Annotated in this window: 18 protein-coding genes; 14 read left to right on the forward strand and 4 right to left on the reverse strand. The window is 38.3% G+C overall.

What is annotated here, in order from left to right:
- Nucleotides 1-18 precede the first annotated feature (18 nt).
- The 7 genes from RCG21_RS33045 to lacD all read left to right on the forward strand — a co-directional run bounded on the left by RCG21_RS33045 (nt 19) and on the right by lacD (nt 7291).
- Nucleotides 19-939, forward strand: coding sequence for a carbohydrate ABC transporter permease (locus tag RCG21_RS33045; RefSeq protein WP_308914716.1), 921 nt, complete (start codon nt 19-21; stop codon nt 937-939).
- Between the two features lie 88 nt (nt 940-1027).
- The gene (locus RCG21_RS33050) at nt 1028-1786 is read left to right on the forward strand and encodes a carbohydrate ABC transporter permease (RefSeq protein WP_308914717.1); all 759 of its coding nucleotides are present in this window, start codon (nt 1028-1030) and stop codon (nt 1784-1786) included.
- A gap of 243 nt (nt 1787-2029) precedes the next feature.
- Nucleotides 2030-2932 carry an ROK family protein gene (locus RCG21_RS33055; protein ID WP_308914637.1) on the forward strand — a complete coding sequence of 301 codons (903 nt, stop codon included), beginning with the start codon at nt 2030-2032 and terminating at the stop codon, nt 2930-2932.
- Between the two features lie 22 nt (nt 2933-2954).
- Entirely contained in the window at nt 2955-4121 is a 1167-nt protein-coding gene (locus RCG21_RS33060; RefSeq protein WP_308914638.1) for an SIS domain-containing protein, read from the forward strand.
- Nucleotides 4122-4174: 53 nt separating this feature from the next.
- Nucleotides 4175-5353, forward strand: coding sequence for an N-acetylglucosamine-6-phosphate deacetylase (gene nagA / locus RCG21_RS33065; RefSeq protein WP_308914639.1), 1179 nt, complete (start codon nt 4175-4177; stop codon nt 5351-5353).
- Nucleotides 5350-6285 (forward strand): tagatose-6-phosphate kinase, encoded by a 936-nt coding sequence (lacC, locus tag RCG21_RS33070; RefSeq protein ID WP_308914640.1) that lies wholly within the window; start codon nt 5350-5352, stop codon nt 6283-6285. The genes nagA and lacC overlap by 4 nt, the downstream gene beginning before the upstream one ends.
- Before the next feature lie 16 nt (nt 6286-6301).
- Entirely contained in the window at nt 6302-7291 is a 990-nt protein-coding gene (gene lacD, locus RCG21_RS33075) for a tagatose-bisphosphate aldolase (protein ID WP_308914641.1), read from the forward strand.
- Nucleotides 7292-7344: 53 nt separating this feature from the next.
- On the opposite strand, the gene RCG21_RS33080 is transcribed toward lacD, so the two are convergent.
- Nucleotides 7345-8217: a helix-turn-helix domain-containing protein gene (locus RCG21_RS33080; RefSeq protein ID WP_308914642.1), complete on the reverse strand. Its 873-nt coding sequence runs from the start codon at nt 8215-8217 to the stop codon at nt 7345-7347.
- 167 nt (nt 8218-8384) lie between these two features.
- Here RCG21_RS33080 and RCG21_RS33085 point away from each other — a divergent pair, with 167 nt between their 5' ends.
- The 6 genes from RCG21_RS33085 (at nt 8385) to RCG21_RS33110 (ending at nt 18113) form a co-directional block, all read left to right on the forward strand.
- Nucleotides 8385-9719 carry a carbohydrate ABC transporter substrate-binding protein gene (locus tag RCG21_RS33085; RefSeq protein WP_308914643.1) on the forward strand — a complete coding sequence of 445 codons (1335 nt, stop codon included), beginning with the start codon at nt 8385-8387 and terminating at the stop codon, nt 9717-9719.
- Nucleotides 9720-9868: 149 nt separating this feature from the next.
- Nucleotides 9869-10759 carry a carbohydrate ABC transporter permease gene (locus RCG21_RS33090; protein WP_308914644.1) on the forward strand — a complete coding sequence of 297 codons (891 nt, stop codon included), beginning with the start codon at nt 9869-9871 and terminating at the stop codon, nt 10757-10759.
- Nucleotides 10760-10773: 14 nt separating this feature from the next.
- Nucleotides 10774-11655: a carbohydrate ABC transporter permease gene (locus tag RCG21_RS33095; protein WP_308914645.1), complete on the forward strand. Its 882-nt coding sequence runs from the start codon at nt 10774-10776 to the stop codon at nt 11653-11655.
- Between the two features lie 12 nt (nt 11656-11667).
- Nucleotides 11668-13839, forward strand: coding sequence for a 1,3-beta-galactosyl-N-acetylhexosamine phosphorylase (gnpA, locus tag RCG21_RS33100; RefSeq protein WP_308914646.1), 2172 nt, complete (start codon nt 11668-11670; stop codon nt 13837-13839).
- Complete coding sequence (locus RCG21_RS33105) at nt 13829-13996, forward strand: DUF6903 family protein (RefSeq protein WP_308914647.1); 168 nt, start codon at nt 13829-13831, stop codon at nt 13994-13996. Before gnpA ends, RCG21_RS33105 begins: the two co-directional genes overlap by 11 nt.
- A 262-nt stretch (nt 13997-14258) precedes the next feature.
- Nucleotides 14259-18113, forward strand: a complete 3855-nt coding sequence (locus RCG21_RS33110; protein WP_308914648.1) for an endo-alpha-N-acetylgalactosaminidase family protein — start codon at nt 14259-14261, stop codon at nt 18111-18113.
- Nucleotides 18114-18774: 661 nt separating this feature from the next.
- On the opposite strand, the gene RCG21_RS33115 is transcribed toward RCG21_RS33110, so the two are convergent.
- From RCG21_RS33115 to RCG21_RS33125, 3 genes are all read right to left on the reverse strand, one after another.
- Complete coding sequence (locus tag RCG21_RS33115) at nt 18775-19887, reverse strand: GerAB/ArcD/ProY family transporter (protein ID WP_308914649.1); 1113 nt, start codon at nt 19885-19887, stop codon at nt 18775-18777.
- Between the two features lie 1028 nt (nt 19888-20915).
- Nucleotides 20916-21194: a DUF3847 domain-containing protein gene (locus RCG21_RS33120; protein ID WP_308914650.1), complete on the reverse strand. Its 279-nt coding sequence runs from the start codon at nt 21192-21194 to the stop codon at nt 20916-20918.
- A gap of 18 nt (nt 21195-21212) precedes the next feature.
- Nucleotides 21213-21461, reverse strand: coding sequence for a hypothetical protein (locus RCG21_RS33125; RefSeq protein ID WP_308914651.1), 249 nt, complete (start codon nt 21459-21461; stop codon nt 21213-21215).
- Nucleotides 21462-21674: 213 nt separating this feature from the next.
- Between RCG21_RS33125 and mobQ the strand changes: the two genes are divergently transcribed.
- Nucleotides 21675-23681, forward strand: a complete 2007-nt coding sequence (gene mobQ, locus RCG21_RS33130; protein WP_308914652.1) for a MobQ family relaxase — start codon at nt 21675-21677, stop codon at nt 23679-23681.
- Nucleotides 23682-24220 lie beyond the last annotated feature (539 nt).

Below are 24220 nucleotides of genomic sequence, written 5' to 3' on the forward strand. Positions count from 1 at the left end.
ATACCTCTTCAGTCAGAAGTGAAAACATCAAAAAAACTGAAGGTTTCCAGCTTAGCAAAAACAAGGAAAAGGTCTGATTACCTATGGGCATATATAATGATTGCTCCGACGATGTTAGGTCTATTTATTTTTTACCTTTGGCCTATTATTCAGACCTTCTATTATAGTTTTACTGAATGGGGTGCATTTGGGCAGTATGAGTGGACAGGATTATCGAATTATAAGAAGATGCTTGGGGATGCAGACCTCTTACAATCCTTCAAAAACACAGGAATTTATATTCTCTTTACTGTGCCAGTCGGAATTTTCCTATCCATTATTTTAGCGGTTCTCTTAAATCAAAAAATTAAAGGGAAATCTGTTTATCGAACATTGTATTTTTTACCCGTAATTACCATGCCGGCCGCAATCGCGATGGTATGGAAATGGCTTTATAATGCGGATTACGGTTTACTTAATTATTTATTATCTTTAATTGGGATTAAGGGACCGAACTGGGTAACGGATCCAAAAATCGCCTTGTACTCCCTAATTGTTGTCGCGATTTGGAGTGGAATTGGATATAACATGGTCATCTTTCTCTCCGGATTGCAAGGAATACCAAAAATGTATTATGAGGCAGCCGAAATCGATGGTGCAGGCCCAATAAAGGTATTCTTTAAAATTACGCTTCCGTTGCTCTCTCCGGTTATTTTCTTTGTGTCCATCATGTCTCTTATTGGGGCGTTTCAAGTGTTTGACTTAATTTTCATGATGATTGGAAAGGGTAGTACAGCGTTGGAAAGTACGCAGTCGATTGTGTATTTATTTTATCAGCATGCTTTTGTGTTAAATGACAAGGGCTATGCAGCGGCCATAGCTGTTCTACTGTTAGTAGTGATTTTGATTATTACAGCGATTCAAATGGTTTTACAGAAAAAGTGGGTTCATTATGACTAAAGGAGTGTAACCATTGGAAAGAACGAGACAGCTTATAACAAGTAAATCATTTCTGATCCATTTCATCCTTATTATAGGGGCTGTGGAAATGGTTTTGCCCTTTATCTGGATGATTCTCACCTCGTTAAAAACGTATGCTGAGTCCATTCATGTTCCACCCGTATTGATTCCAAAGGAATTCCAATGGGGAAACTATAAAGAGGTATTCGGACTGCTGCCCTTTTTTAAATTTATGTTTAATACCATCATTATTACGGTACTACGGACTGTCGGCCAATTGTTTTTGTGTTCATTGGCGGCTTATGCTTTTGCTCGAATCGAATTTCCGGGCAGGAACTTTCTGTTTTTATTAGCTTTAGCCGTATTAATGGTACCCGGGCAAGTGTTTTTATTGCCGCAATATATGATTATGGTGAAATTAGGCTGGCTGAATTCGTTGCAAGCTGTGATTGTACCCGGTTTGTTTAGTGCATTTGGTACGTTTCTTTTACGCCAATTCTTTATGGGGCTGCCAAAGGAACTTGAGGAGGCCGCTCGGCTTGACGGCTGTAACCATTTCCAAATTTATTGGAGGATTATGCTGCCGCTTGCCAAACCAGGTTTAATCGCATTAGGGATTTTTACGACTCTTTGGAGCTGGAATGAATTAATGTGGCCAATGATTGTAAATAGTTCTACTGAATCTATGACTCTATCAGTTGGATTGTCCTCACTCCAAGGACAATATTTGACAAACTATCCGATTCTAATGGCTGGTTCCTTTTTAGCCATTTTACCGATGCTCATTCTTTTCATCTTCCTGCAAAAGCAATTTATTGAGGGGATTGCTGTTACTGGTGGAAAATAAACATATTACATACGGTCAAGGGGCCGTATGTAATTATTATTTGTTGGGTTGACCCTACAAGTTAAGGTGATATAATAAGATTATGAAGTTACTGTACTCATAGCATCCAGTCTATGAGTTTTTCATCTATTATACTTATACCAACAACCCAACGTTACATAAATTGATTTACTGATACTAATTTTATAAAAACGGTACAGGCAAACTCCATTATTCCAATTTCAAGTGCAGGGGTGCAAGAACATGAAAAAGGCAATTGGTATTGATATTGGCGGAACGAAAATAGCAGCCGCCATCGTTTCGGAAACAGGGGAAATATTGAAAAAGACGGAGGTAAAAAGTGACCCTTCAGACAGGGAGAAGATGTTTACCAGAGTGATTGAAGCGGTCAACCAGGTTTTATTGGATACTACGTATAACATCTCGGATATGGAAGGTATTGGTGTCGGTGTACCTGGGAAGGTCGACCGTGAACGAGGGATTGCCGTTTTTCAAAATAATTTACCATGGCCCCAGTTTCCTCTTATGGCCCGTATACGGGAGCAGTTCGGACTTCAGCGGATTACGATTGACAATGATGTTTATATGGCGGCCTTTGCCGAGTGGATAGCAGCCAAAGGGAAAAATGATGAAACCTTTGTCTATGTAACCATCAGTACAGGAATATCCTGCTCGATTATTCATAATGGTACATTTTTGCGAGGAGCGGGTTTTGCCGGAGAGCTAGGGTTAATTCCTGTTTTTTCAAAGGTGACAAATACATTAAAGAGACTGGAAGAGGTATCTGCTGGACCAGGGATTGAAAAATTTGCACAAAAGCAATTGCAACTGGCGAATCTATCAGCAAAGGATGTCTTTGAACGATATAAAAGCATGGAGGGTAAGTATCAGCCTATCATTGATGAGGTAACTGACAATTGGGCCCAAGGAATTTACTCTATTTCCAGCTTACTGGATCCACATCAAGTGGTATTTGGAGGGAGTGTCATCGCCCATAACCCTTTCTTGCTTGAAATCATTGTTGAAAAACTAAAATCATACCAAATTCCTGAACAAAACCATCTCTTAAGCAACATGTCGATTAGTACGATGATGCAGAATAACGGGGTGATTGGGGCTGGATTAAGGGTATTTGAAGGAAACTAAAAATTATTAAAGGAGTGTCTATATGTTTAGTTTAAGTCAGGATATATTAATGCCATTAGGAGCCTCGATTACAACTGCCGAAATCAAGCAACAACCGGAATTATGGGGCGAAACCTTTGCATTGTACTCTGCTAAGAGTCTTAAGGTTAAATTATTTTTACAAAGTCTAACAGAAAAGCACAATCGTATCCGGGTTATTTTTACAGGGGCCGGAACTTCCGCTTATGTGGGTGACACAGTGACCCCTTATTTGAAGGGGAAAATTGATGAGAAACAGTGGGACTTGATGAGCGTTCCTACAACTGCAATCGTATCAAATCCGTATCAATTCTTAAATCCGGATATCCCAACCTTATTGATTTCTTTTGCAAGAAGCGGGAATAGTCCCGAAAGTGTTGCGACAGTCCGGCTAGCGGAACAAGTGGTCTCAAATCTTTATCAAATTACCATTACTTGCTCTAAGGATGGGGAATTAGCTCAACGGGCAGGGCAAGATGAAAATAATCTTTTATTATTGATGCCTGAAAGGTCCAATGATCAAGGCTTTGCAATGACTGGAAGCTATACATGTATGGCCCTGACGGCACTGCTCATTTTTGATACGTTATCCATGGAAGAAAAGTTGAACATGGTTGAAACCATCCGCCGTTTGGGCGAAAGTGTTATCAGCAGATCGGCAGATATAGAACAAATGATTTCAACTGAATTTGATCGAATTATCTATCTTGGTTCAGGTGGCTTTGAGGGGCTGGCGAGAGAGGTGCAATTAAAGATTTTGGAATTAACAGCCGGTAAGATAGCTACATCCTTTGATTCCTCACTTGGATTTCGCCATGGTCCAAAATCATTTGTAAATGAAAAATCAGTAGTATTTGTCTTTGTTTCCAACCAACCCTACACGCGCCGTTACGACCTCGATATGTTAAATGAATTAAGACAGGATCAAATTGCGAGTCTCATATGTGCGGTCTCGGTGGATGGGGACGACAATTATGCTGGCGATACATTCCTATTCGATAGTGATGGGCGAAATGTACCAGATGCCTATCTCTCATTACCATATGTCATGTTCGGGCAAACTATCGCCTTGTTTTCTTCAATTAAGGTTGGAAATAAGCCGGATACTCCTTCACCAAGCGGAACGGTTAATCGTGTCGTTAAAGGTGTTACCATTCACGAATATAAGTAAATCAACTGGAAAGGGCTGCTTGGCCGCTTCCTTTCCTAAACAGAGGTGCAGATATGGGACAATTTGTGTTTGCGGACATGTTCTTCCTTGAAGATGGGGTGGCTGGCCCAGGATATTTGGAAATTAAAGACGGTAAATTCGGTTCATATTATGTGACTTTGCCATCTGAATCGGCTGATGTCATCAATCATGCAGGAAAATGGATAGCTCCGGGGTTAGTCGACACACACATTCATGGTTTTAAGAATCATGATATCATGGACAACGATTTTGAGGGATTGAAGGGAATTTCCGAGGGTATGCTTTCGTGCGGAGTGACATCGTTTTTGCCCACCACGCTAACTTCTTCGCCGGAAATATTGAACGAAGTAGTAACAATGATTGGTGAAAATTATACCAAAGTTCAAGGGGCCAAAATTAAAGGGATCTTTTTAGAGGGACCATTTTTTACAGAAAAACATAAAGGTGCCCAAAATACAAAGTATTTCTGTGATCCTTCTATCGATATGCTGGAAATATGGCAAAGGAATTCGAACCATTTTATAAAAAAAATTGCCCTTGCGCCGGAAAGAAAAGGTGCATTGGAATTTATTGAGCATGCTGTCAACCAACAAGTTACGGTGGCATTAGCCCATAGTAATGCGACATACGCTGAGGCGAAGTATGCGGTTGAGAAAGGTGCATCCATTTTTGTGCATACATTTAATGGCATGAGCGGACTGCATCATCGTGAGCCGGGAATGGTTGGCGCTGCGATGAACCTGCCGGAAGTATTTGCAGAGATTATTTGTGACGGACATCATGTCGACCCTGTTGCCGCTAACATTTTAATGAATGCCCGTGGCAGACAAGAGACAGTGATGGTCACCGATTGTATGATGGCCGGCGGTATGCCGGAAGGCCGCTATCAGCTTGGTGAATTTCCAGTAGAAGTTAAGAACGGGGCGGCCCGTTTAGAAACCGGAAGTTTAGCGGGCAGCATCTTGCAATTGAAAGAGGCAGTCAAAAATGTTGTCGATTGGGGAATTGCTGCCCCGGAGGAAGCCATCTATATGGCAAGTACAGCACCTGCAAAAAGCATTGGCATCGATGGGGAATGTGGAATGATTGCAACTGGTTATGCTGCGGATTTTATTGTGTTGACCCCTGAAATGGAGTTAATAGCTACGTATCTTGATGGTATTTGTCGTTTTCATGTTAACGACTTCTCTGGGAAAGAGGGAGAATCATGATCTTGGCTGTGACGATGAATCCATCTGTCGATATATCCTATCCAATTCAAGATTTCAAACTAGATGATGTGAATCGTGTCAAAGATGCTCGAAAAACCGCTGGAGGAAAAGGGGTAAATGTAGCCCGGGTAGTCAGCCAGCTGGGCGAGGATGTCCTAGCAACAGGCGTTCTAGGCGGAACCATTGGTGATTACATTACACAGGAGCTAAATAAAAGCGGGATTAAAAATAATTTTTTTAGAATTAATCAAGAATCAAGGAACTGTATCGCGATTCTTCATGAGGGCATGCAAACGGAAATTCTAGAATCGGGGCCGACCCTATCAGTAGATGAGGGGGAAGCCTTTTTAAGAAAATATGAGGAACTTCTGTCAAAAGCTTCACTTGTAACCATATCAGGGAGTTTACCTAGGGGGCTTGGAAGTGATTTTTATCTGAAGATGGTCGAAATGGGCAGAGAGAAGGGAACTCCCGTAATTGTTGATACATCAGGAGAATCATTGAAGCAGGTTTTGACCCATACTGTAAAACCATTTGCCATTAAACCGAATATCCATGAGTTAATCCAGCTTTTTGATATGGAATTAAATGAAAACATAAGAAACCTGAAGCAATTGCTAGCAATTGAGTTATTTCATGGAATCGAATGGATTGTCGTCTCGATGGGAGCAGAAGGAGCTTTAGTAAAGCAAAATAATGAATATTATCAGGTTCATATTCCCAAAATCGACGTTGTGAGTCCTGTGGGTTCAGGTGATGCGACTGTTGCCGGATTAGCAGTTGCACTAAAACAAAAACAAGACGTTCCTGCCGTCCTAAAAACAGCAATGGCGACTGGTATCCTCAATACGATGGAAGCGGGAACTGGTTATATAAATCTTGTTAAATTCAGTTCAATTTTTGAATTAATAGAGGTTAGAAAAATAGATTAATAGAGGTGATAGTCGAATGTTGGCATTAACAGGAAATAAATTAGCTGCCCTTAAACGTTTATCAGATGAGAATGGGATTATTGGCGCTTTGGCAATTGACCAACGTGGTTCATTAAAGAAGATGATTGCGGCAGGAAGTTCAACCACTGTAGGGGATGAGGGAATCATTCGCTTTAAAGAATTGGTTTCTGAAGAGTTAACACCTTACGCAACATCGATTCTATTAGATCCGGAATATGGTCTGCCAGCTGCAAAAGTCCGCGATTCAGATGCAGGGTTACTTGTAGCCTATGAAAAGACTGGCTATGATGCAGCGACGGTGGGGCGTTTGCCAGATTTATTAACAGAATGGTCCGTTAGACGTCTTAAGGAAGCTGGGGCAGATGCGGTTAAATTTTTACTGTATTATGATGTGGATGAAGATGAAAGTATTAATGACTTTAAACATGTTTATATGGAAAGAGTTGGCTCTGAGTGTGAAGCAGAAGATATTCCTTTCTTTCTGGAGATTGTTTCCTACGATGCCAAGAATGATGATGTGAAAGGTTTAGAATACGCTAAAGTGAAGCCGCATAAGGTCATTGGGGCAATGAAGGAATTCTCTAAACCTCAATACAAAGTGGATGTATTAAAGGTAGAGGTACCGGTGGATATGAATTTTGTGGAAGGGTTTGCACAAGGTGAAACAGCCTATAGCCAAGAAGAAGCGGCTGCTTATTTTAGGGAGCAAAGTGAAGTGACTGAGTTGCCCTTTATTTATTTAAGTGCTGGCGTAAGTGCAGAATTGTTCCAACAAACCCTTAGGTTTGCAAAGGAATCGGGATCAACTTTTAACGGTGTCCTCTGTGGACGCGCAACATGGAAAAATGGCGTTGCCCCATTTGCTGAAAATGGTGAACAGGCAGGCCGTGCATGGCTGCGAGATACTGGCAGAAAAAATATCGAAGAATTAAACATCGTTTTAAAGGAGACAGCAAGCCCATGGTTTGACAAAATCTCCGGGTAAATGAAAGGGACGATTTTTTTGCTTAAGGAGGGGCAAAATAACCGTCCCTTGTTTCATTTCATTTTACTTATTGATTTTTTCGGTTTATTTTTCTTCGTGTTCTTGGCATTGCGGTATTGCGTTGGAGAAAGATTCGTGACGCGCTTAAAGGATTGAGCAAAAAAAGACTGAGAAGAGAAACCGGTAATGGTTGCGATATTTGATATCGGGTAATTGGTGGTTTCAAGCAATATTTTACTTTCTCTAATACGGGTTTGAATTAGATATTCAATGGGTGATACGCCGACTGATTTTTTGAAGGAATGGGCGAGATAGTATTTATTGATATGTCCAGCTTCTGCCAATATATCCAAATTGATTTCCTCACGAAAATGTTGTTTGATGTAATTTTTGATAAAAGCTACGTCTTTACTAATCTTTTTCGTCGAGGAGATTTTTTCTAAGTGAAATGCTTTTTTTCTCATCATTTTTAGCAGTAAAATTTCCAGGATGTCGTGGATGATTAATTCATAGTCTTCTTTTTGATTCTCGGCTTCTTCTACTAATTGCTGCAGATAAAAGAGATAGGGCCTTTGCTCCTGTTTAAAATTAAAAAAGGTTACCTGTTTTCCCGGATCATCCGGAGAGGAAAAAGCAAGCCCTTGAATTCCTAATGCAATGTATTCAAGGGGGTGCTCGGCACCTGACTTTTCTGTGTGTTCAACATTCGGATTAATGACAATCACATCATGTTCCTTAACAGGAATCTCCTCTTTGGAGAAGATAAACGACCCTTTCCCCCTGGTGATATACAATAGTTCAGTGAAATGGTGGGTGTGATTGGTACTGTGCCAATCTTTATCAAACTTTGCTTTTGTTACATAAAGAAGTTTTACAGGGAGATGGCCTTTCCCCGCATGTGGAATCTCATAAATCTCGTTTGACATTGGATTACCTCCTTCGAAAGCAGGCTATTTCTTAAAGTATAGTTTTTTTAGTGAATTATTACAACGGAAAGCAAGATATCTAAAAAACTAAACAAGATGTTTATTGTGAAAGCGTTTTTTCATTTGTATACTTTTCCTATAAATAGGAAAAAAGGGGGACGAAAAAGATGAAAAAGAAAGTATTGTTAGCTGGTATGTCGGCAGTGTTATCTGTTAGTTTAATAGCCTGTCAAAGCAGTAAGGTTGATAGTTCTAATGGTGAAACCTCCAGCAAAAAACAAACTCTTCATGTTGCAGCGCTTGAATCGGCATATGGAAAAGAGATGTGGACGAAAGTGGTCGATGCCTATGAAGCTGCCAATCCAAAGGTGGACGTGGATCTAACCGTTGATAAGAATCTGGAGGATGTCATTAGCCCGAAAATGAAAGCTGGCGATTATCCGGATGCGGTCTTATTAGCAACAGGAAGAAAAATGGCATTAACAGAAACGTTAATTAAAGATAAAGGTTTAGAAGATATTACGGATGTTTTCAACAAGAACGTATATGGTGAAAACGTTAGAGTAAAGGATAAATTAGTCCCAGGTTTTACCGATACACTGGCAACGAATCCTTATAACGACGGTAAAACATACATGGCACCAATGTTTTATAGCCCAACCGGTTTATTCTATAATACTGCTTTATTTAAAGAAAAAGGCTGGGAAGTACCAAAAACTTGGGATGAGATGTGGGCGTTGGGCGACAAAGCGAAAGCAGAAGGAATCTCTTTGTTCACGTATCCTACTACCGGTTACTTTGATGCCTTCTTCTACTCTCTACTATTAGAGGTGGGCGGACCTGATTTTTACAATAAGGCAATGAAATATGAAAAGGGCATTTGGGAAACCCCTGAAGCCACAAAGGTATTTAACATTATCGGAAAATTAGCAAAATATACTGCTCCAACAACTGTTGCGAATGCAAATGACAAAGACTATACAAAAAACCAGCAATTGATTCTTGATAATAAAGCATTATTTATGCCAAATGGTACATGGGTTGTTGGTGAAATGAAAGACGCTCCGAGAGCTAAGGGCTTTGAATGGGGGATGACTTCGCTGCCGGCGATTGAAAATGGCGGTGACCGTTATGCTTTTACATTCTTCGAACAAATGTGGGTCCCAGCCCAAGCTAAGAATAAAGATGCTGCGAAGGACTTTTTAACCTTTGTATATTCAGATAAAGCAGCAGAAATCTTTGCCCAATCTGGAGCTATTCAACCAATTGAAGGAATCTCTGAAAAACTGACTGGTGACAATAAACTCTTCTATAGTATATATGATTCCGGAGCAAAAGCTGGTATGGGTGGGTTTGCTGCAACAGAAGCGGTTGAGGGTGTTAGTATGGCGGATACATTATTCCATTCGATTGATAGTATTGTTACAGGCGATAAAACGGTAAAAGAATGGCAAAAGGCTGTTGAAAAAGTCAGTGACCAATTGCGCTCCGCGTTAAAATAATAGTTCACTAGTATAACGGTGAGTTACTTTCCTCACCGTTATATTTATTAGTAGTTTTGGAGGATTTATTGACTTTGAGAATGATTTTGACCATAGCCAAGGCTGGTAAGGTTCAAGGAGTCGACATTTTTTAAGCTGAGGTGAAAAAAATGAATAAAACGATGGAAAAAAGGATTTTTATCTTTGTTTGTACAGTACCAGCGTTGATTTTACTTACCCTTTTTATGATTGTACCTACTATTCAGGTATTTCGAATGTCCTTATATAAGTGGGGAGGTTTTTCGAACAATAAGGTATTTGTAGGGTTAGATAATTTTAAAATTTTATGGAATGATCTGAACTTCATTCGATCTCTTCAAAATAGCATTGTCCTCATTGTGTTGGTCACACTGATTACAATGGTCGTTGCCATATTATTTGCCAGTTTGTTAACAAGGGAAAACATGAAAGGGAATAACTTGTTCCGGATTATATTCTATATTCCAAATATCTTATCGGTTGTGGTCATCGCCGGGATTTTTTCCGCTGTATATGACCCGACAACAGGTTTATTGAATAATCTTCTTGGGTTATTTAACCTTGATAACCTACAGAAAATGTGGCTTGGCAACCAAAAAATTGCCCTTTATAGTATCGGCGGGGCGCTCGTTTGGCAGGCGATAGGATACTACATGGTGATGTATATGTCCAGTATGGCGAGTATCCCCGAAAGCTTTTATGAGGCATCTGCTTTGGAAGGGGCAGGACGGATCAGGCAATTTTTTAGTATTACCTTACCGCTGATTTGGAACAACATCCGGACTACGCTGACCTTTTTTATTATCAGTACCATTAATTTAAGTTTTCTACTTGTCCAAGCAATGACCGGCGGTGGGCCGGATGGTGCGACAGAGGTATTTTTAAGCTATATGTATAAGCAGGCATATACCAATTCTTCTTACGGTTATGGGATGGCAATAGGGGTCGCAATCTTTATATTTTCATTCGCATTATCGGCAATCATCAGCCAGATCACAAAACGGGACGTGCTGGAGTATTAGGGGGTCCGTAAACAATGAAAAAACAAACAGGCATGAGTGCAGAAAAGATTTATCGTTTATTTATTTATGTCGCACTAATCACATTAGCCATTTCTATTATTATCCCGGTTGGGTGGGTCTTTTTAGCTTCTATTAAACAAAATAAGGAGTTTTATGGCAGTCCATGGTCGATGCCGAACGGGTTCTATTTTCAGAACTTTTTCGATGCTTTCGAAAAAGCGAACATGGGGACCTATATGTTGAATTCTGTGTTGGTTACAGCCGGGGCGTTACTCATTTTATTGTTATTTGCCTTACCGGCAGCTTATGTACTGGCTAGATATACCTTTAGAGGAAGCAAAATCATGAATTCCCTATTTAAGGCCGGATTATTTATCAATGTAAACTATATTGTCGTTCCTATTTTCTTAATGTTATTAGACGGAGATACCTTTTTACGTGAACAATTTGGAGATGGATTTCTATTAGATAATTTATTTGTATTAGCTGTTGTATATGCGGCGACTGCCCTGCCTTTTACCATCTACTTATTATCGAGTTATTTTCAATCGCTACCATCGACGTATGAGGAGGCAGCACTTGTCGATGGAGCTGGCTATTTTAAAACGATGATTAAGATTATGATTCCAATGGCTCGTCCAAGCATTATTGCTGTGATCTTATTTAATTTCCTTGCCTTTTGGAATGAATACATTATTGCCCTGACATTAATTCCCGGTCCAAATAAGACTTTGCCAGTTGGACTAATGAACTTAATGGCAGCGCAGAAATCGGCAGCTAATTACGGGCAAATGTATGCGGGAATGGTTCTCGTCATGCTGCCAACCTTGATTTTATATATGATTGTTCAAAAAAAATTGACACAAGGGATGACCCTTGGCGGTTTAAAAGACTAGAGGAGGATTTACATGGAAAAGAAAACGGGCCGCGTTACATTACCAAGCGAAGAAAACTTTTTAAAAGAGACGAAAGAATTAATGATGCGCTGGGGTGCAGATGCCATTCGTGACAGCGACGGAACCAAGTTGGATGATGAGATTAAACAATTGGATGCAAAAATTTATACAACCTATTTTGTTGCGCGGGGGCATAACCATTTTGCTAAGGAACATATGGAAGAATGCCAGCAGTTGTACTTAATGAGCTTGTTCAATACGGCCCTTACGGAAACATTGGAAATTGATTTTATGAACGGCTATTTTAAGGAACAATTACAGCCGGATTACGTTCATGACCCCAAGAAGTACTGGGAAGTCATCGATCGGACAACTGGTGAAGTGGTTGATATAAATGACTGGGAGGTAAATGAAGTGACGGATCGTGTGCTGATCAAGGATGCGATACCTTGGCATGAATACACGGTTTCCTTCTTAGTCTATGCTATTTGGGACCCAACCCAAATGTATAATCATATCACCAACAATTGGGGCGATAAGCCCCATGATATCCCCTTTGATGTCAGAGGACCATTCTCCAATGAATATATGAGGACCTATTTAAAACAATGGCTCTTAGATAACCCTGATACAGATGTCGTGAGGTTTACCACGTTTTTCTACCATTTTACACTGGTATTTAATAATCTCGGCAAAGAAAAATTTGTCGATTGGTTTGGATATGGTGCCAGTGTTTCTGTTGCAGCAATGGACGCTTTTGAAAAGGAAAAGGGATATCCTCTAAGACCAGAAGACATTGTAGACCAAGGCTATTACAATACGTCGTTTCGAGTTCCAACTCAGGCCTTTTTGGATTATATGGACTTTATCCAAAAGTTTGTTGCGGAAGAAGCAAAAAAACTGGTGGATATTGTCCATGAAAGCGGTAAGGAGGCCATGATGTTCCTTGGTGATAACTGGATTGGAACGGAGCCGTATGGAAAATACTTTGAAAACATTGGATTAGATGCTGTGGTCGGAAGTGTCGGCAGTGGTGCTACGTTACGTATGATTGCTGATATCCCACATGTTCGATATACAGAAGGTCGATTCTTGCCTTATTTCTTCCCGGATACCTTTTATGAAGGGAACAACCCGGTAATAGAAGCAAATGAAAATTGGTTAACGGCGCGAAGAGCAATTTTGAGGAACCCTGTTGACCGCATCGGTTATGGAGGTTATTTGAGTTTAGCTTATAAATTTCCAGACTTTGTAGATTATATCGAGAAAGTTACCGATGAATTTCGCAAAATTTATGGCACAATCAAGGGTGTAACACCGTATAGCGGGTTAAAGGTGGCCATTTTAAACTCCTGGGGCAAGTTAAGGACGTGGCAGACCCATATGGTGGCCCATGCCTTGTGGTATAAACAAATCTATTCTTATTTAGGTGTATTAGAATCCTTAAGCGGTGCTTCCGTTGATGTTTCCTTTATCAGCTTTGACGATGTAATCAATGACGGAGTCCCTGCCGATGTGGATGTCATTATTAATGCCGGGGATGCAGGAACTGCTTTTTCTGGGGGAGAATATTGGAAAAATGAAAAATTAGTTACTACGATTAGAGCCTGGATTCATAACGGTGGTGGCTTCATTGGAATTGGCGAACCAACAGCTTATCAGCATGAAGGACACTTCTTCCAACTGGCTGGGGCCTTAGGTGTGGACAAAGAACTTGGATTCAGTCTATCGACGGACAAGTATTTTGTTACTCCAGTCAAAGAACATTTTATTTCTGCTGACAGTAGCCGGTTTGATTTTGGCGAAGGCATGAAAAATATTTATGCCTTATCAGAGGACACAGAAATCATTGAGTATTCCGATGGAGAAGTCCATCTAACGAGTCATCCGTTTGGAAAAGGAAGAGCAGTTTATATTGCAGGACTTCCCTATAACGAAGAAAACACAAGGCTATTGATGAGAGCATTATTTTATGCGGCCCATAAAGAGGAAGAGTTCCATAAATTCCACGCGAGCAATATTTATTGCGAAGTTCATGCTTATCCATCGATAGGAAAAATGGCGATTGTCAATAATTCGATGAAAGAACAAACAACGATTGTCTATGATGGAAAGGGAATGGGCAAATCAACGACGCTCGCACCTAGTGAAATTAAATGGGAGGATTTTTCTCATGAAGACTAGTTTGCTCATTTTAATTAAATTAGTGGTGTTCATACTTTGTCTTGTGTTCATCATGATTGGTCAAAAGACTGCGGGAAAGTTGGAACTCGGCATCATGCTGCTTGGTTTAACAGGTCTTTTATGGCTTCTTTATGATTATAATCGCAAATATGTGTAATAGTATAAATCCCTCACTTCCAAAATGTGGGGGATTTATTACTTTTAAAAGATAAGAAGCTCAAAAGTGTTCCTGGGACTGCTCGTCATTCATTTCACTAAAAAAGCAATATATCTAAAAATTTGGACAACATCTTTATTGTGGAAGCGCTTTAACAAAAGTAAGCTAGATTACAGTAGGGGACGGTAATCTGACTTACTTTTAAAAATTAAATTGAATTATCGCACTCTACTAATTTTGAATATTCAAAGGAGGAGAGAAATTGTACAGAAAGAATTCCAAAAGGGCTGCTATTAGTTTAATAGCTACGGTATTATTTTCGCCTATGCTTGTAACGGGATTTACGCCGTCAGTACACGCTGTAGCTGAGGTGACGAATACTCCAGTGGAAAACGTTACAACCCAAGTTGAGGCAGGAACTGGGATTGGTGATGAGGGACTTGTCGACATAACCGATCATCAGCTGCAAGAAGGAGATTTTAAAGTCATCTCAGGAGACGGTAAGATCACTTATAATGAAGATGGGTCCGCAACCTTCAAGGTTACATCCACTCAAAAGAATCGAATTGTCTACGATAAAATGCAGGGGATTAAGAACGGGGTATTTGAGGCCGATATTACACCGGGAACGAACGCAATGAATCGGTTTGGCCTGATCTACCGTGTTCAGAATCCATCTGCCTACACATATGTAGGAACAGGAGATCAAAACAATCAGTATTTTGGTGAGACTTTTGGTCCTGCGAACTCATGGACAGCGATGACCTCAGATGTACCATTAGAGGCAAATAAAACCTATCATTTACGACTGAAGTTCATGGATGATACAGCAACCCTTTATATTAACGATAAAAAGGTGAATGCCTGGACATTATCAGGTGGTGTCGACCAAGCTGGTTTGCTTGGATTTGAAAAAAGCCGTGGTGCTGCAGACATAACGATTTCCAACATCAAGATCAAAGAATATAATCCCCCTAAACCACCGGTAACTCCAGCAGTAGAAGATACATTAATTTCAGACGATATGAAGGTCAAGATTGACCAAGTATTTCCGCGTGTTATTGAATACCAAGTGAAAGATAAGGTGATGGATGGACAAAAATCGCCCGTTTATGGTCTAAAAGTCAACGGTTCCCTTTATTACCCTAAGGTGAGTTTTGAAAAGCTTAACAAAAGCGAAGCATTATATACGTTAAAAGTAAAAGATGAATTTGAAAATCTGGATGCTGTTTTTAAAGTTTCATTAAAGGTGGATAAAAATAAAGTAATCTATACCTTTGAGGATATAAAGAATGCAGGATCAGCAAAAATTGAAAGTGTTGAATTCGCTGATTTGAACTTTATCTCCGTCAATTCAGCGCAACCTAATGCGAAAGCCAAATTAACGAATTTGAGCAGCGATGTGACAAAATCGGGTGACGTCAATGTTACCGTTGATTCCTCTATGGAAGGGGTTGGTACTTCTGCAAAATACTATACAGCCTTTCTTTCAAACGATTCATTAAGTGCAGGTGTATGGTCCAGCTCAGAAGTCGATGGCTATCGTAATCTGGTTGCGAATCGTTATCAGGGTGAAAATGGAACAAAAGCCATTGGAATTGGTTCTAGTTTGCTCTATTATCAACGGGCCTTTATGCCAAACCCGCAAGAAGCTAAACCGACGATTAAGATTGCCATTGCCGAAGATTTAAATCAGGATCATCAAACTGATTGGCAGGATGGTGCAATTGCTTATCGGGAAATTATGCAGGATATTCCAGGTTCAAAGGATGTCAACAACCTTGTAGGGACGAGGATTGCCATGAATTTTGGTTCCCAAGCACAACAGCCATTCCTTAAAACCTTGGATAATGTAAAAAAAGTGGCACTGGCTACAGATGGACTAGGACAGTCTGTACTGTTAAAAGGTTATGGAAATGAGGGACATGACAGTGCTCACCCAGATTACGGCGATGTGGGTGAACGGATTGGCGGTGCAACCGATTTACAGACGCTTATTCGTGAAGGACATAAGTACCATTCACAATTTGGTGTTCATATTAATGCACAAGAAACCTATCCTGAGGCAAAAGCTTTTAATGAGGACTTTATCGACGGACCAAATTCTAAAGGTTGGGGCTGGCTGGACCAATCTTATACCATTAATAAACTGAAAGATTTGTACTCTGGAACACGTGCAAAACGCCTGGATGAATTGAAAGCGGCCGCACCGGGCCTTGACTTCGTTTATCTAGACGTATGGTACCAAGATCAATGGGAATCTGAACGGATTTCTGAGCAGTTCCTCGACCGAGGCTGGCGGGTAGAAACGGAGTTTGGTACATCTGTGGCCAATTATTCAACGTGGCAGCACTGGGCTACCGATAAGAATTACGGCGGACCGGAAAATAAGGGGATTAACTCGGAAGTGCTCCGTTTTATTAGTAATCAGCAAAAAGATTCTTGGGTATTAAACTGGCCTGAAGCGGGCGGAACTGCTGATCATCCGTTGTTAGGCGGATTTGAATTAGCCGGTTTTGAAGGATGGCAATCGGATAAGAACTTTGATCATTTTATCCGGACGACCTTCGATACCAATCTGCCGACTAAATTTTTACAAAAATATTATGTCACCAATTGGAAAGACGATGAAGGTGACAAGAGCAAAACAAACTTGGAAAAAGAAATTAAATTGAAAGACCCAAGTAACGGAGACTTGGTGGTTGTTAAGAGGAAAAGTAATTCCCGAGAGCGGGTCATTACACTGAATGGGAAGGTTGTCCTTGATGAGCATGCCTATCTAATACCGTGGGTGGAACAAGATTTTAAACATCCAACTCCTGCTGCAGAAAAAATGTATCACTGGAACCTCGAAGGCGGTACAACTACTTGGACATTGCCAGATGGATTTGTTGGTCCTTCCAAAAAGGTCTATGTTTATAAATTGACGGACCAAGGCAGAACAGATGTAAAGAAGGTTGAGGTCGTCAATAATCAAATCACATTGACGGCAGAGGCAGCTACCCCTTATATTGTTATACCGGATAAAAAGGAGAAGGGCTTGCAGGTTGATGATTGGAGCCAAGATGCACATGTTTATGACACTGGATACAATTCAGGTACAGTGAAAGACCCGAATACAAAAGTTGCAGGCGATAAGGATTCTGTTAGTGTCCTTCGTACAAGTCAAACTGGCGATGCCCGGAATCTGAGCAGCGGAGACTATTATTTGAATATCGACAGCCCGTCTAAAAAGACTAGCGTTTCCCGGTCGATTACGGATCTTGTCCCAGGAAAAGAGTACGTAGCAGAAGTTTATGTAGATAACAATAGTGATGTGAAAGCAGAAATTAACGTAAGCGGCGGGGTAAAAGATGTGAGCAATTACACACTAAGAAGCCTGCAAAAAAATTATGTTAAAGCAGATTCTCATGCAACGAATGATGGATACAATAATAAGATGCAAAGAATGCAAGTAAGCTTTACAGCTTCGTCAAAAAAGGCAGAATTTACACTCAGTCGTGAAGCTGGAGAAGGAATCACCAAATTTGACGAAATTCGGGTTGTTCAGAAATCCTTGAACAATGATGTATCGTCAAAAGTGTTTCAACAAGATTTTGAATCGGTCGTTCAAGGAATTTACCCATTTGTGATTGGGAATACGGAGGGTGTGGAGGACAACAGAATTCACCTTTCTGAATTACATGCCCCGTATACGCAAAAGGGATGGGCAGGAAAATTGGTGGATGATGTCCTTGGAGGAAAATGGTCTGTCAAGGTGAATACGGGGAACAAGGGCTTGGTGTACCGGACGATTCCACAGAATTTCCGTTTTGAACCAGGCGTTACCTATAAGGTTTCCTTTGACTATCAAACAACAGCGAACGCCTATCGCTTTATTTCAGGGGATCAAGAAATCGATGCCCGGGATATTGCAGCGGTAAAGGGATTAAACACGAATCAAACGCTCACGGCTTCTACCGACACCAAGAGGGTTGAATTTACCGTAACCGGGTCCGAGAATGGCCAAACCTATATTGGAATTTTCAGCGATGGTACCAGCTTGAACGGTGGTACTGGAGCAGGAACATTTATTTTGGATAACCTGCGGATTGAGCAGGTTACCGACGGAAAGTGATGCGGTTTTCCACTTCTTCATAAAAAGTAATTCCTTTAGAAAGGGCATCTATCTTTGATTCTATTGTGGATAGATGCTCTTCAAGAGGGGAAAAAATTGCGTAAGAGCTTATTTGAAAAATTAACTGAGCAAGAGAGGCAACAATTATTAAAAGTATATGAAAAGCTCAGTTCTAATGCTATTAACATCTCAGATTAATAGGGTTTTCCCTAGTGCATTTAAAGTGTAGGCAGCTGTCTTGTCTGCATTGGCTCTCTTAATACAATACGGCAGAAGAAAGTAAGATTTTCATGGGATGTCCGACAAATAACGATTGAAAAGCAAATAATTAAATCTTGGGATTGTATTAAAAGAAATAAATAAAATGTGTACTCTAAAAGGGGAGGTTTCCGGATGTCTTGATGATAGATGTTCTTCAAAAATTTGTTTGAAAAGTTTCAGCGTATGGTAACCGAAGGTCTTCGTGAGCTTCGCCGTCCACTCAACCTCATCATTACAATTACTTATATTTTTTTTTCAGGAATATCGGATGCCATGTTAGATCTGCAAATGCAAAATAGACATCGAATTGGGGTACGAGTTGAGTGTTTCTTCACTGTTAAATCACAAAAATATAATTTCATATGCAAAACAGCCATTAGCAATATAAATGGCTGTTTTTTTATTTTAAATTTGTATCAGGTTTTTTCTTCCTATTTCGAAAGAATGCAATAAGCAGTAAGATGCTTGGAATGATAACTTGAAAAGGCATATTTAAAAAGTATGAAGAAAATCTAAGATTTTCCTTGACAAATTCAGCAAACGTCGATGCCATGGATATGGATGCAAATAAAACAATCATTCCAATTGGAAACGACAATTTTTCCTTTTTTTTAAACTGAAATAGATCTGCTGTACCCTCAACTGCTGCATAAAAATACAATGATATTTTAAAGAAACCGCTAATGATTAGGTAGAGCATAAAAAGAACATCCAGCCGCTCTAAAAAATTTGCCAGTTGAATTCTTGAAACGGTTGTTAACAATGGGAAGGTAGAGCGGGTATAAAGTTCTGGACCAATGGTTGAAATGGTAATAATCACGGTAATGGTAATATTAATCCCCGCTAAAATCATCCCCCCAATACAAACAAATTTTATTTTCTTTCGTTCCTTCACCAACGGGTATATCATCGTGAAAATAAGTATTTCTCCAAAAGGAAATGTAAGTGTGCCAGGGAAAGACTCTTTTAATATGGGTTTCCATCCATTTTCAAGAATAGGCTTTAGAAATTCAAAATGGATTAACCCAGAAAAAATAATTAACAGAAAACCTAAGATGGCCATTAAATAAATAATGCCAAAATAAATCTGCCCCACTCTTGCGATTACCTCTAACCCTTTATGAATGCCATAGAGGATGGTCAAAATCATCAATGTATTAATTGTAAATAACGGCGTATTGGTATAAATAGTCGTTACTAAGAGTTCGCCATAATCTCGTAATATTACTGAATCTGTATAAATAAAATAGCTGACATAGAATAAGGCGATAATCCGGCCCGGCCATTTTCCGGCAATTTTTTGTATATAGCCGGTTAGAATTAATTCTGGATAAAAAAGAAACAGACGATAGTGTATAAAGAAGACAATCAAACCACCTGCTAACCCTAATAAAATGGTAATCCATGCATCCTGTTTTGCATTTGCTCCTAGACCAAAGAGGATTGAACTACCCATTTCAAATAAAAATACTAGTACGAAAAGCTGGGATGCGCTTATTTTAATCTTTTCCATTTACTATATTTCCCCTTTGCATAGGGTTATTTTTGCTTCTCCAAAGTACTTTTTTTCTTTAGTGTACTAATTGTTTCTTGGGCATCCTCTGAATTTCTTTTCAACCAACTGATCAATTTTTTAACAACAGAAACATTAATCAAATCGATAGGAATAAAATACTCTCTTCATTTGAACTTTTTCGTTTCTCTTTAATAAATGAATAAAATTAAAACAATCTCTGCCTAATTAAGAAAACATCTCTAATATTTTCCTTAATATTGGGTGTAGTGTCAGATATCCACCAAATTATTCAAGTCGCATAGAGTATAAACGTTTTAATAGTACAGACGTACAAACCATGTTGAACAAGATTTATTAGTAAAAGAGAATGGTTTTGCTCGCAATTGTGAAATCCTAATGAAGAGAAAGCCATGGCAAGAAGGAAAGGGAAAATTGTTGTTGATGAAAAATGAAATACTATGGTAAAGGTTGAGGTTTGTGCCAAAAAAGAACAGTGCTTTTATAATTAAATCCAAAAATAACATGTTATGAAATAGAACAGGAGCCAATGTTTTTGAATCGGATATAGATAATTCAAAGCATATAAATTATTATGTAATGATCCATCTTTAATAATAAAGATTTGAAAAAGGACAAACCAAGTAGATTGAATTTGGGAGCTGACAATTAATTATTTCGTTCAACATCAAAATCGAGGGAGTTTTTGTAGTGTGGGAAGGTAAAGGAAAGTTTTGACTAAGGATTATTAAAAATAATTGGAATAATTGTTTGCTTTTCTAAACTAAAAGAGAATGAAAACACTTCAAATACATTTTCATATTTGGATTTATTTATACTTTCCTAGGTTAGAGTAGACCACCAATAATATAAAATATTAATTTAATTTCAAATTACTTATTCTTATGAAGAATAGAAATTTCCAGGTATCTAAAAATGAAAGTTATCGAGCTTTTAATTAATTAAAATCAAATGTACAGAAGGAAAGATATGAAAAAGAAGCGCAATAACAATATAGAATATTATTATTACACTTCTGTATCTTCTTTCATTTCTTGAATTTGTCTAATGACACTTTCTTTATTCTTTTTTATATATTCTGCTAAAATTCTCAATAAATTTTCTGTATCTTTCGTTGGGACACCTTCTTCATTTTCTAAATACTTTTCAAGTAGCGCTCCTTTTTGAATCAATCTTTTAGTTCTTGATCGTCGATTTTCATTTGAAATTTTATATTCTAATGCTTTCTTTTTTTGTTCTAGGACTTTAATTTTGTTCTCAAGTTTATGTATATCTTCCTTTGTCATTTTGAACACCCATGAGAATTAAATTTTAACCTCGTCCTCTTCTTGATTTTCTTTAGATGAAGCAACTTCTGAATATACCTTTACCTGGTCTTTAAGTAAGTCTATTAGTTTTTTTGCTTCACTCACATCTTCAATTCCCCATATATCCATAACGTACTTACCAATTTCCCTTTGAGAAGTTGCTAAAATTCTTTTCTGTTTTTCTTTCAGTCTTTTAATCTGTTCCTCAATGTTAGTTATTTGCTCCTTTGTATTATGTTTGGCCATTTTTACCACCTCTTTTGAATATTTACTATATTATATCATTTGAACCAAATATTGGATAGTGATAGAATATACCTAAAAAAGAGCTAGAAGGGCGCACTTATATACCACTTCATTGATATGGTGCGTTGGCTCCTTCTTTGATGGAGCCAATCTCGTGAGGCATCGAAAAAATTCGCTTCGCTCATGTCTTAAAAAGAATGTGGGGTAATATCAATGGCTATCTATCATTTCTCAAATCAGATCATTTCAAGAAAAAAACAGCAAAATACAATAGCTGCTGCAGCTTACCGTTCCGGTGAAAGATTGATAGATGAAAGAACAAATGAGGAAAAGTTCTATAAAAGAAAAGTGAAGCCCATCACTCATATTCTTGCCCCAAGCCATGCACCACAATGGGTTTATGATCGCCAAAGACTTTGGAATGAAGTTGAGTTAAAGGAAAAACAATGGAATGCTCAACTTGCACGTGAAATAAATGTTGCATTGCCAAAAGAGATATCAAAGGAAGAGCAAGAAGAATTAGCGATTGAATTCTGTAAACATGTTTTTGTAAATAATGGTATGGTGGCAGATTTATCAATCCACCGAGAAAATGAGGAAAATCCTCATTTTCATGTGATGTTAACGATTCGTCCATTTAAGGAAGATGGGACCTGGGGAAATAAGCAAGTGAAAGTAAAAGAATTAGTGGACGGTAAAGAACAGGTTAAAGCATTACATACAACTGATTGGAATACTAAAGTAAAGTTGATTTATTGGAGAGAACAGTGGGCTCGTTATGTAAATCACTATTTAGAGAAGAATGGATTTTCTGAACGAATTACTCATTTATCAAATAAAGATAGAGGGATTGAAACACTGCCAACTATTCATGAGGGATTTGTTGCCCGGCAAATGCAAAAAAATGGGAGAGAATCCGACAGGATTCATATAAATCAATCAAGAAAAGAATACAACAAAACGATTATTGAACTCCAAGAAGCGAAGAAAGAAAAACAAAGGATAGAGAGAACAGAAAAGTTCGTTCGTCGCTTTACTCCTTTAGAAAAAAAGCAACTTCGTGAAACAGCTAAATATTTAAGAATGTTTGTAAACTATGAAAATATTAACATCAGGAAATTGCAGTTAGAAAAATGGCAGTCTCGTATTGAATTTCAAAACGATTCTATTGATAAGCATAAAAAATTAAGTCGAATCGAAAAAGAAACAGATATCTTAAAACAAGCTGAATTTATATTAGAAACCGAAGCAAATCGATTTCTGGATAAATACTATCCAAAATTAAATAAAAGTGAACTAACAAAAGACCAGAAAATAGAAGTTGTTGACATTACTGTTTCGCAAAATCAATTGTTAAACACTAATGATATTGAAATTGTATGTCGGGAATTAGAGAAAAAACAGATTGAAAAAGATCTAAATATATTATTAAACAACCGACCTAAATTTGTTTTAGCATTGCAGCAAGAAATACATAATGATGGGATAAGATTTGAACAATTGAGATTAAAAAGTGGAATTAATTTTGCTGAACCAAATTCTATAAAAAATGCATCAGAAAAAGACTTAAATCAATTGCAATTTTTATTGAAACAAAAAGAAAATATGAACAAATCTTTAGAATTAATGAATCAACTATATGATTATCACCTTAGTGATATGTATCCTAATTGGGAGCGGCGCAATTATTTATCCATTGAAGAGAAAGAATTTTTTGTGATGGCAGAAGAGTATTATGGGAAAACCATAACACCTGAAGATTTATCATACACGCCAAGAAAATATTCAATAGAAGAACAAAAGGAAATTATTTCTTATTTGTATTGTATTTATAACAATAAAGTTGAATCAAATCATGATGATCGTGATGATCGAAATTATGAGTTAATGCGTAATAAATACCCAGATTTCCAGTTGCATAATCAATCCTATAAACAAATGTTTTATTATGAATGTATGAAATATAAGGATGAAATTGGCCAAGATACAATTGATCAACTTCAACGTATATTTAATGTTCAACCATATGAGAATATCGAGGAAATACAACCTGATAGTTTTAGCAATACTATACCAAATTCTAAACTCATTTCCTCCAATGGTTTTGACTTCTTTTCGATTCTTGAAAGTGCAATTCGTGAAGCGGATCGAAAATGGAGTGAAGACGAATTTGAACAGCGGAACAAGAAAAAGAAAAGACAAAAGGGGATGGATCGTTAAATAAATTATCAACTGATGATTACTCGATTACCCATATAAAAAACACTTTACTGGACGGAATGTTTCTTTGATTCAATTCATTGTCAGAACGGCAGGCACCATTCCACTTCACATAAACGGAAAAATTGACTCTTACTGACAAAAAAATAAGCCGTACTTTGAAGTTAGATGATGGATACTGCATCACTCTAAATCTAATTTCGTTGTACGGCATCCTAGTGACATTATAAATCCTTTTTATGACTGAACTTGTGAAGATAATCGACCTCTTCAGGCTGGTAATTTCCTTTAATTAATCGTGATAATTCTCCATTGGTAATCTGAAGAATTATCACGGTGCATGAATAACGGTGATGATAGAACATCTAAGCCAGTGTTAATCCCTATTTTTCCTTCCTGCATTAAATTAAACCTGTTGAAGCTGCACATCAATTTTTTTAAGTTCCGAAAGTGTGTTTCAGATTCCTTCAGAATTGCATCCACATATTGCTTCTTGGAGTGCATTATTTTAGAGTAGGATTTTTATACTTTTAACTTTT

It is taken from the genome of Bacillus salipaludis (assembly GCF_030938565.1).
In the GTDB taxonomy this organism is placed as follows: Bacteria; Bacillota; Bacilli; order Bacillales; family Cytobacillaceae; genus Neobacillus; species Neobacillus salipaludis_A.

Excerpts from the sequence above, each read along its gene's own strand:
- RCG21_RS33050 (WP_308914717.1), top strand. The coding sequence starts at position 1,028 with ATGGTTTTGCCCTTTATCTGGATGATTCTCACCTCGTTAAAAACGTAT.
- RCG21_RS33055 (WP_308914637.1), top strand. The coding sequence starts at position 2,030 with ATGAAAAAGGCAATTGGTATTGATATTGGCGGAACGAAAATAGCAGCC.
- RCG21_RS33060 (WP_308914638.1), top strand. The coding sequence starts at position 2,955 with ATGTTTAGTTTAAGTCAGGATATATTAATGCCATTAGGAGCCTCGATT.
- nagA (WP_308914639.1), top strand. The coding sequence starts at position 4,175 with ATGGGACAATTTGTGTTTGCGGACATGTTCTTCCTTGAAGATGGGGTG.
- lacC (WP_308914640.1), top strand. The coding sequence starts at position 5,350 with ATGATCTTGGCTGTGACGATGAATCCATCTGTCGATATATCCTATCCA.
- lacD (WP_308914641.1), top strand. The coding sequence starts at position 6,302 with ATGTTGGCATTAACAGGAAATAAATTAGCTGCCCTTAAACGTTTATCA.
- RCG21_RS33080 (WP_308914642.1), bottom strand. The coding sequence starts at position 8,217 with ATGTCAAACGAGATTTATGAGATTCCACATGCGGGGAAAGGCCATCTC.
- RCG21_RS33085 (WP_308914643.1), top strand. The coding sequence starts at position 8,385 with ATGAAAAAGAAAGTATTGTTAGCTGGTATGTCGGCAGTGTTATCTGTT.
- RCG21_RS33090 (WP_308914644.1), top strand. The coding sequence starts at position 9,869 with ATGAATAAAACGATGGAAAAAAGGATTTTTATCTTTGTTTGTACAGTA.
- RCG21_RS33095 (WP_308914645.1), top strand. The coding sequence starts at position 10,774 with ATGAAAAAACAAACAGGCATGAGTGCAGAAAAGATTTATCGTTTATTT.
- gnpA (WP_308914646.1), top strand. The coding sequence starts at position 11,668 with ATGGAAAAGAAAACGGGCCGCGTTACATTACCAAGCGAAGAAAACTTT.
- RCG21_RS33105 (WP_308914647.1), top strand. The coding sequence starts at position 13,829 with ATGAAGACTAGTTTGCTCATTTTAATTAAATTAGTGGTGTTCATACTT.
- RCG21_RS33115 (WP_308914649.1), bottom strand. The coding sequence starts at position 19,887 with ATGGAAAAGATTAAAATAAGCGCATCCCAGCTTTTCGTACTAGTATTT.
- RCG21_RS33120 (WP_308914650.1), bottom strand. The coding sequence starts at position 21,194 with ATGACAAAGGAAGATATACATAAACTTGAGAACAAAATTAAAGTCCTA.
- RCG21_RS33125 (WP_308914651.1), bottom strand. The coding sequence starts at position 21,461 with ATGGCCAAACATAATACAAAGGAGCAAATAACTAACATTGAGGAACAG.
- mobQ (WP_308914652.1), top strand. The coding sequence starts at position 21,675 with ATGGCTATCTATCATTTCTCAAATCAGATCATTTCAAGAAAAAAACAG.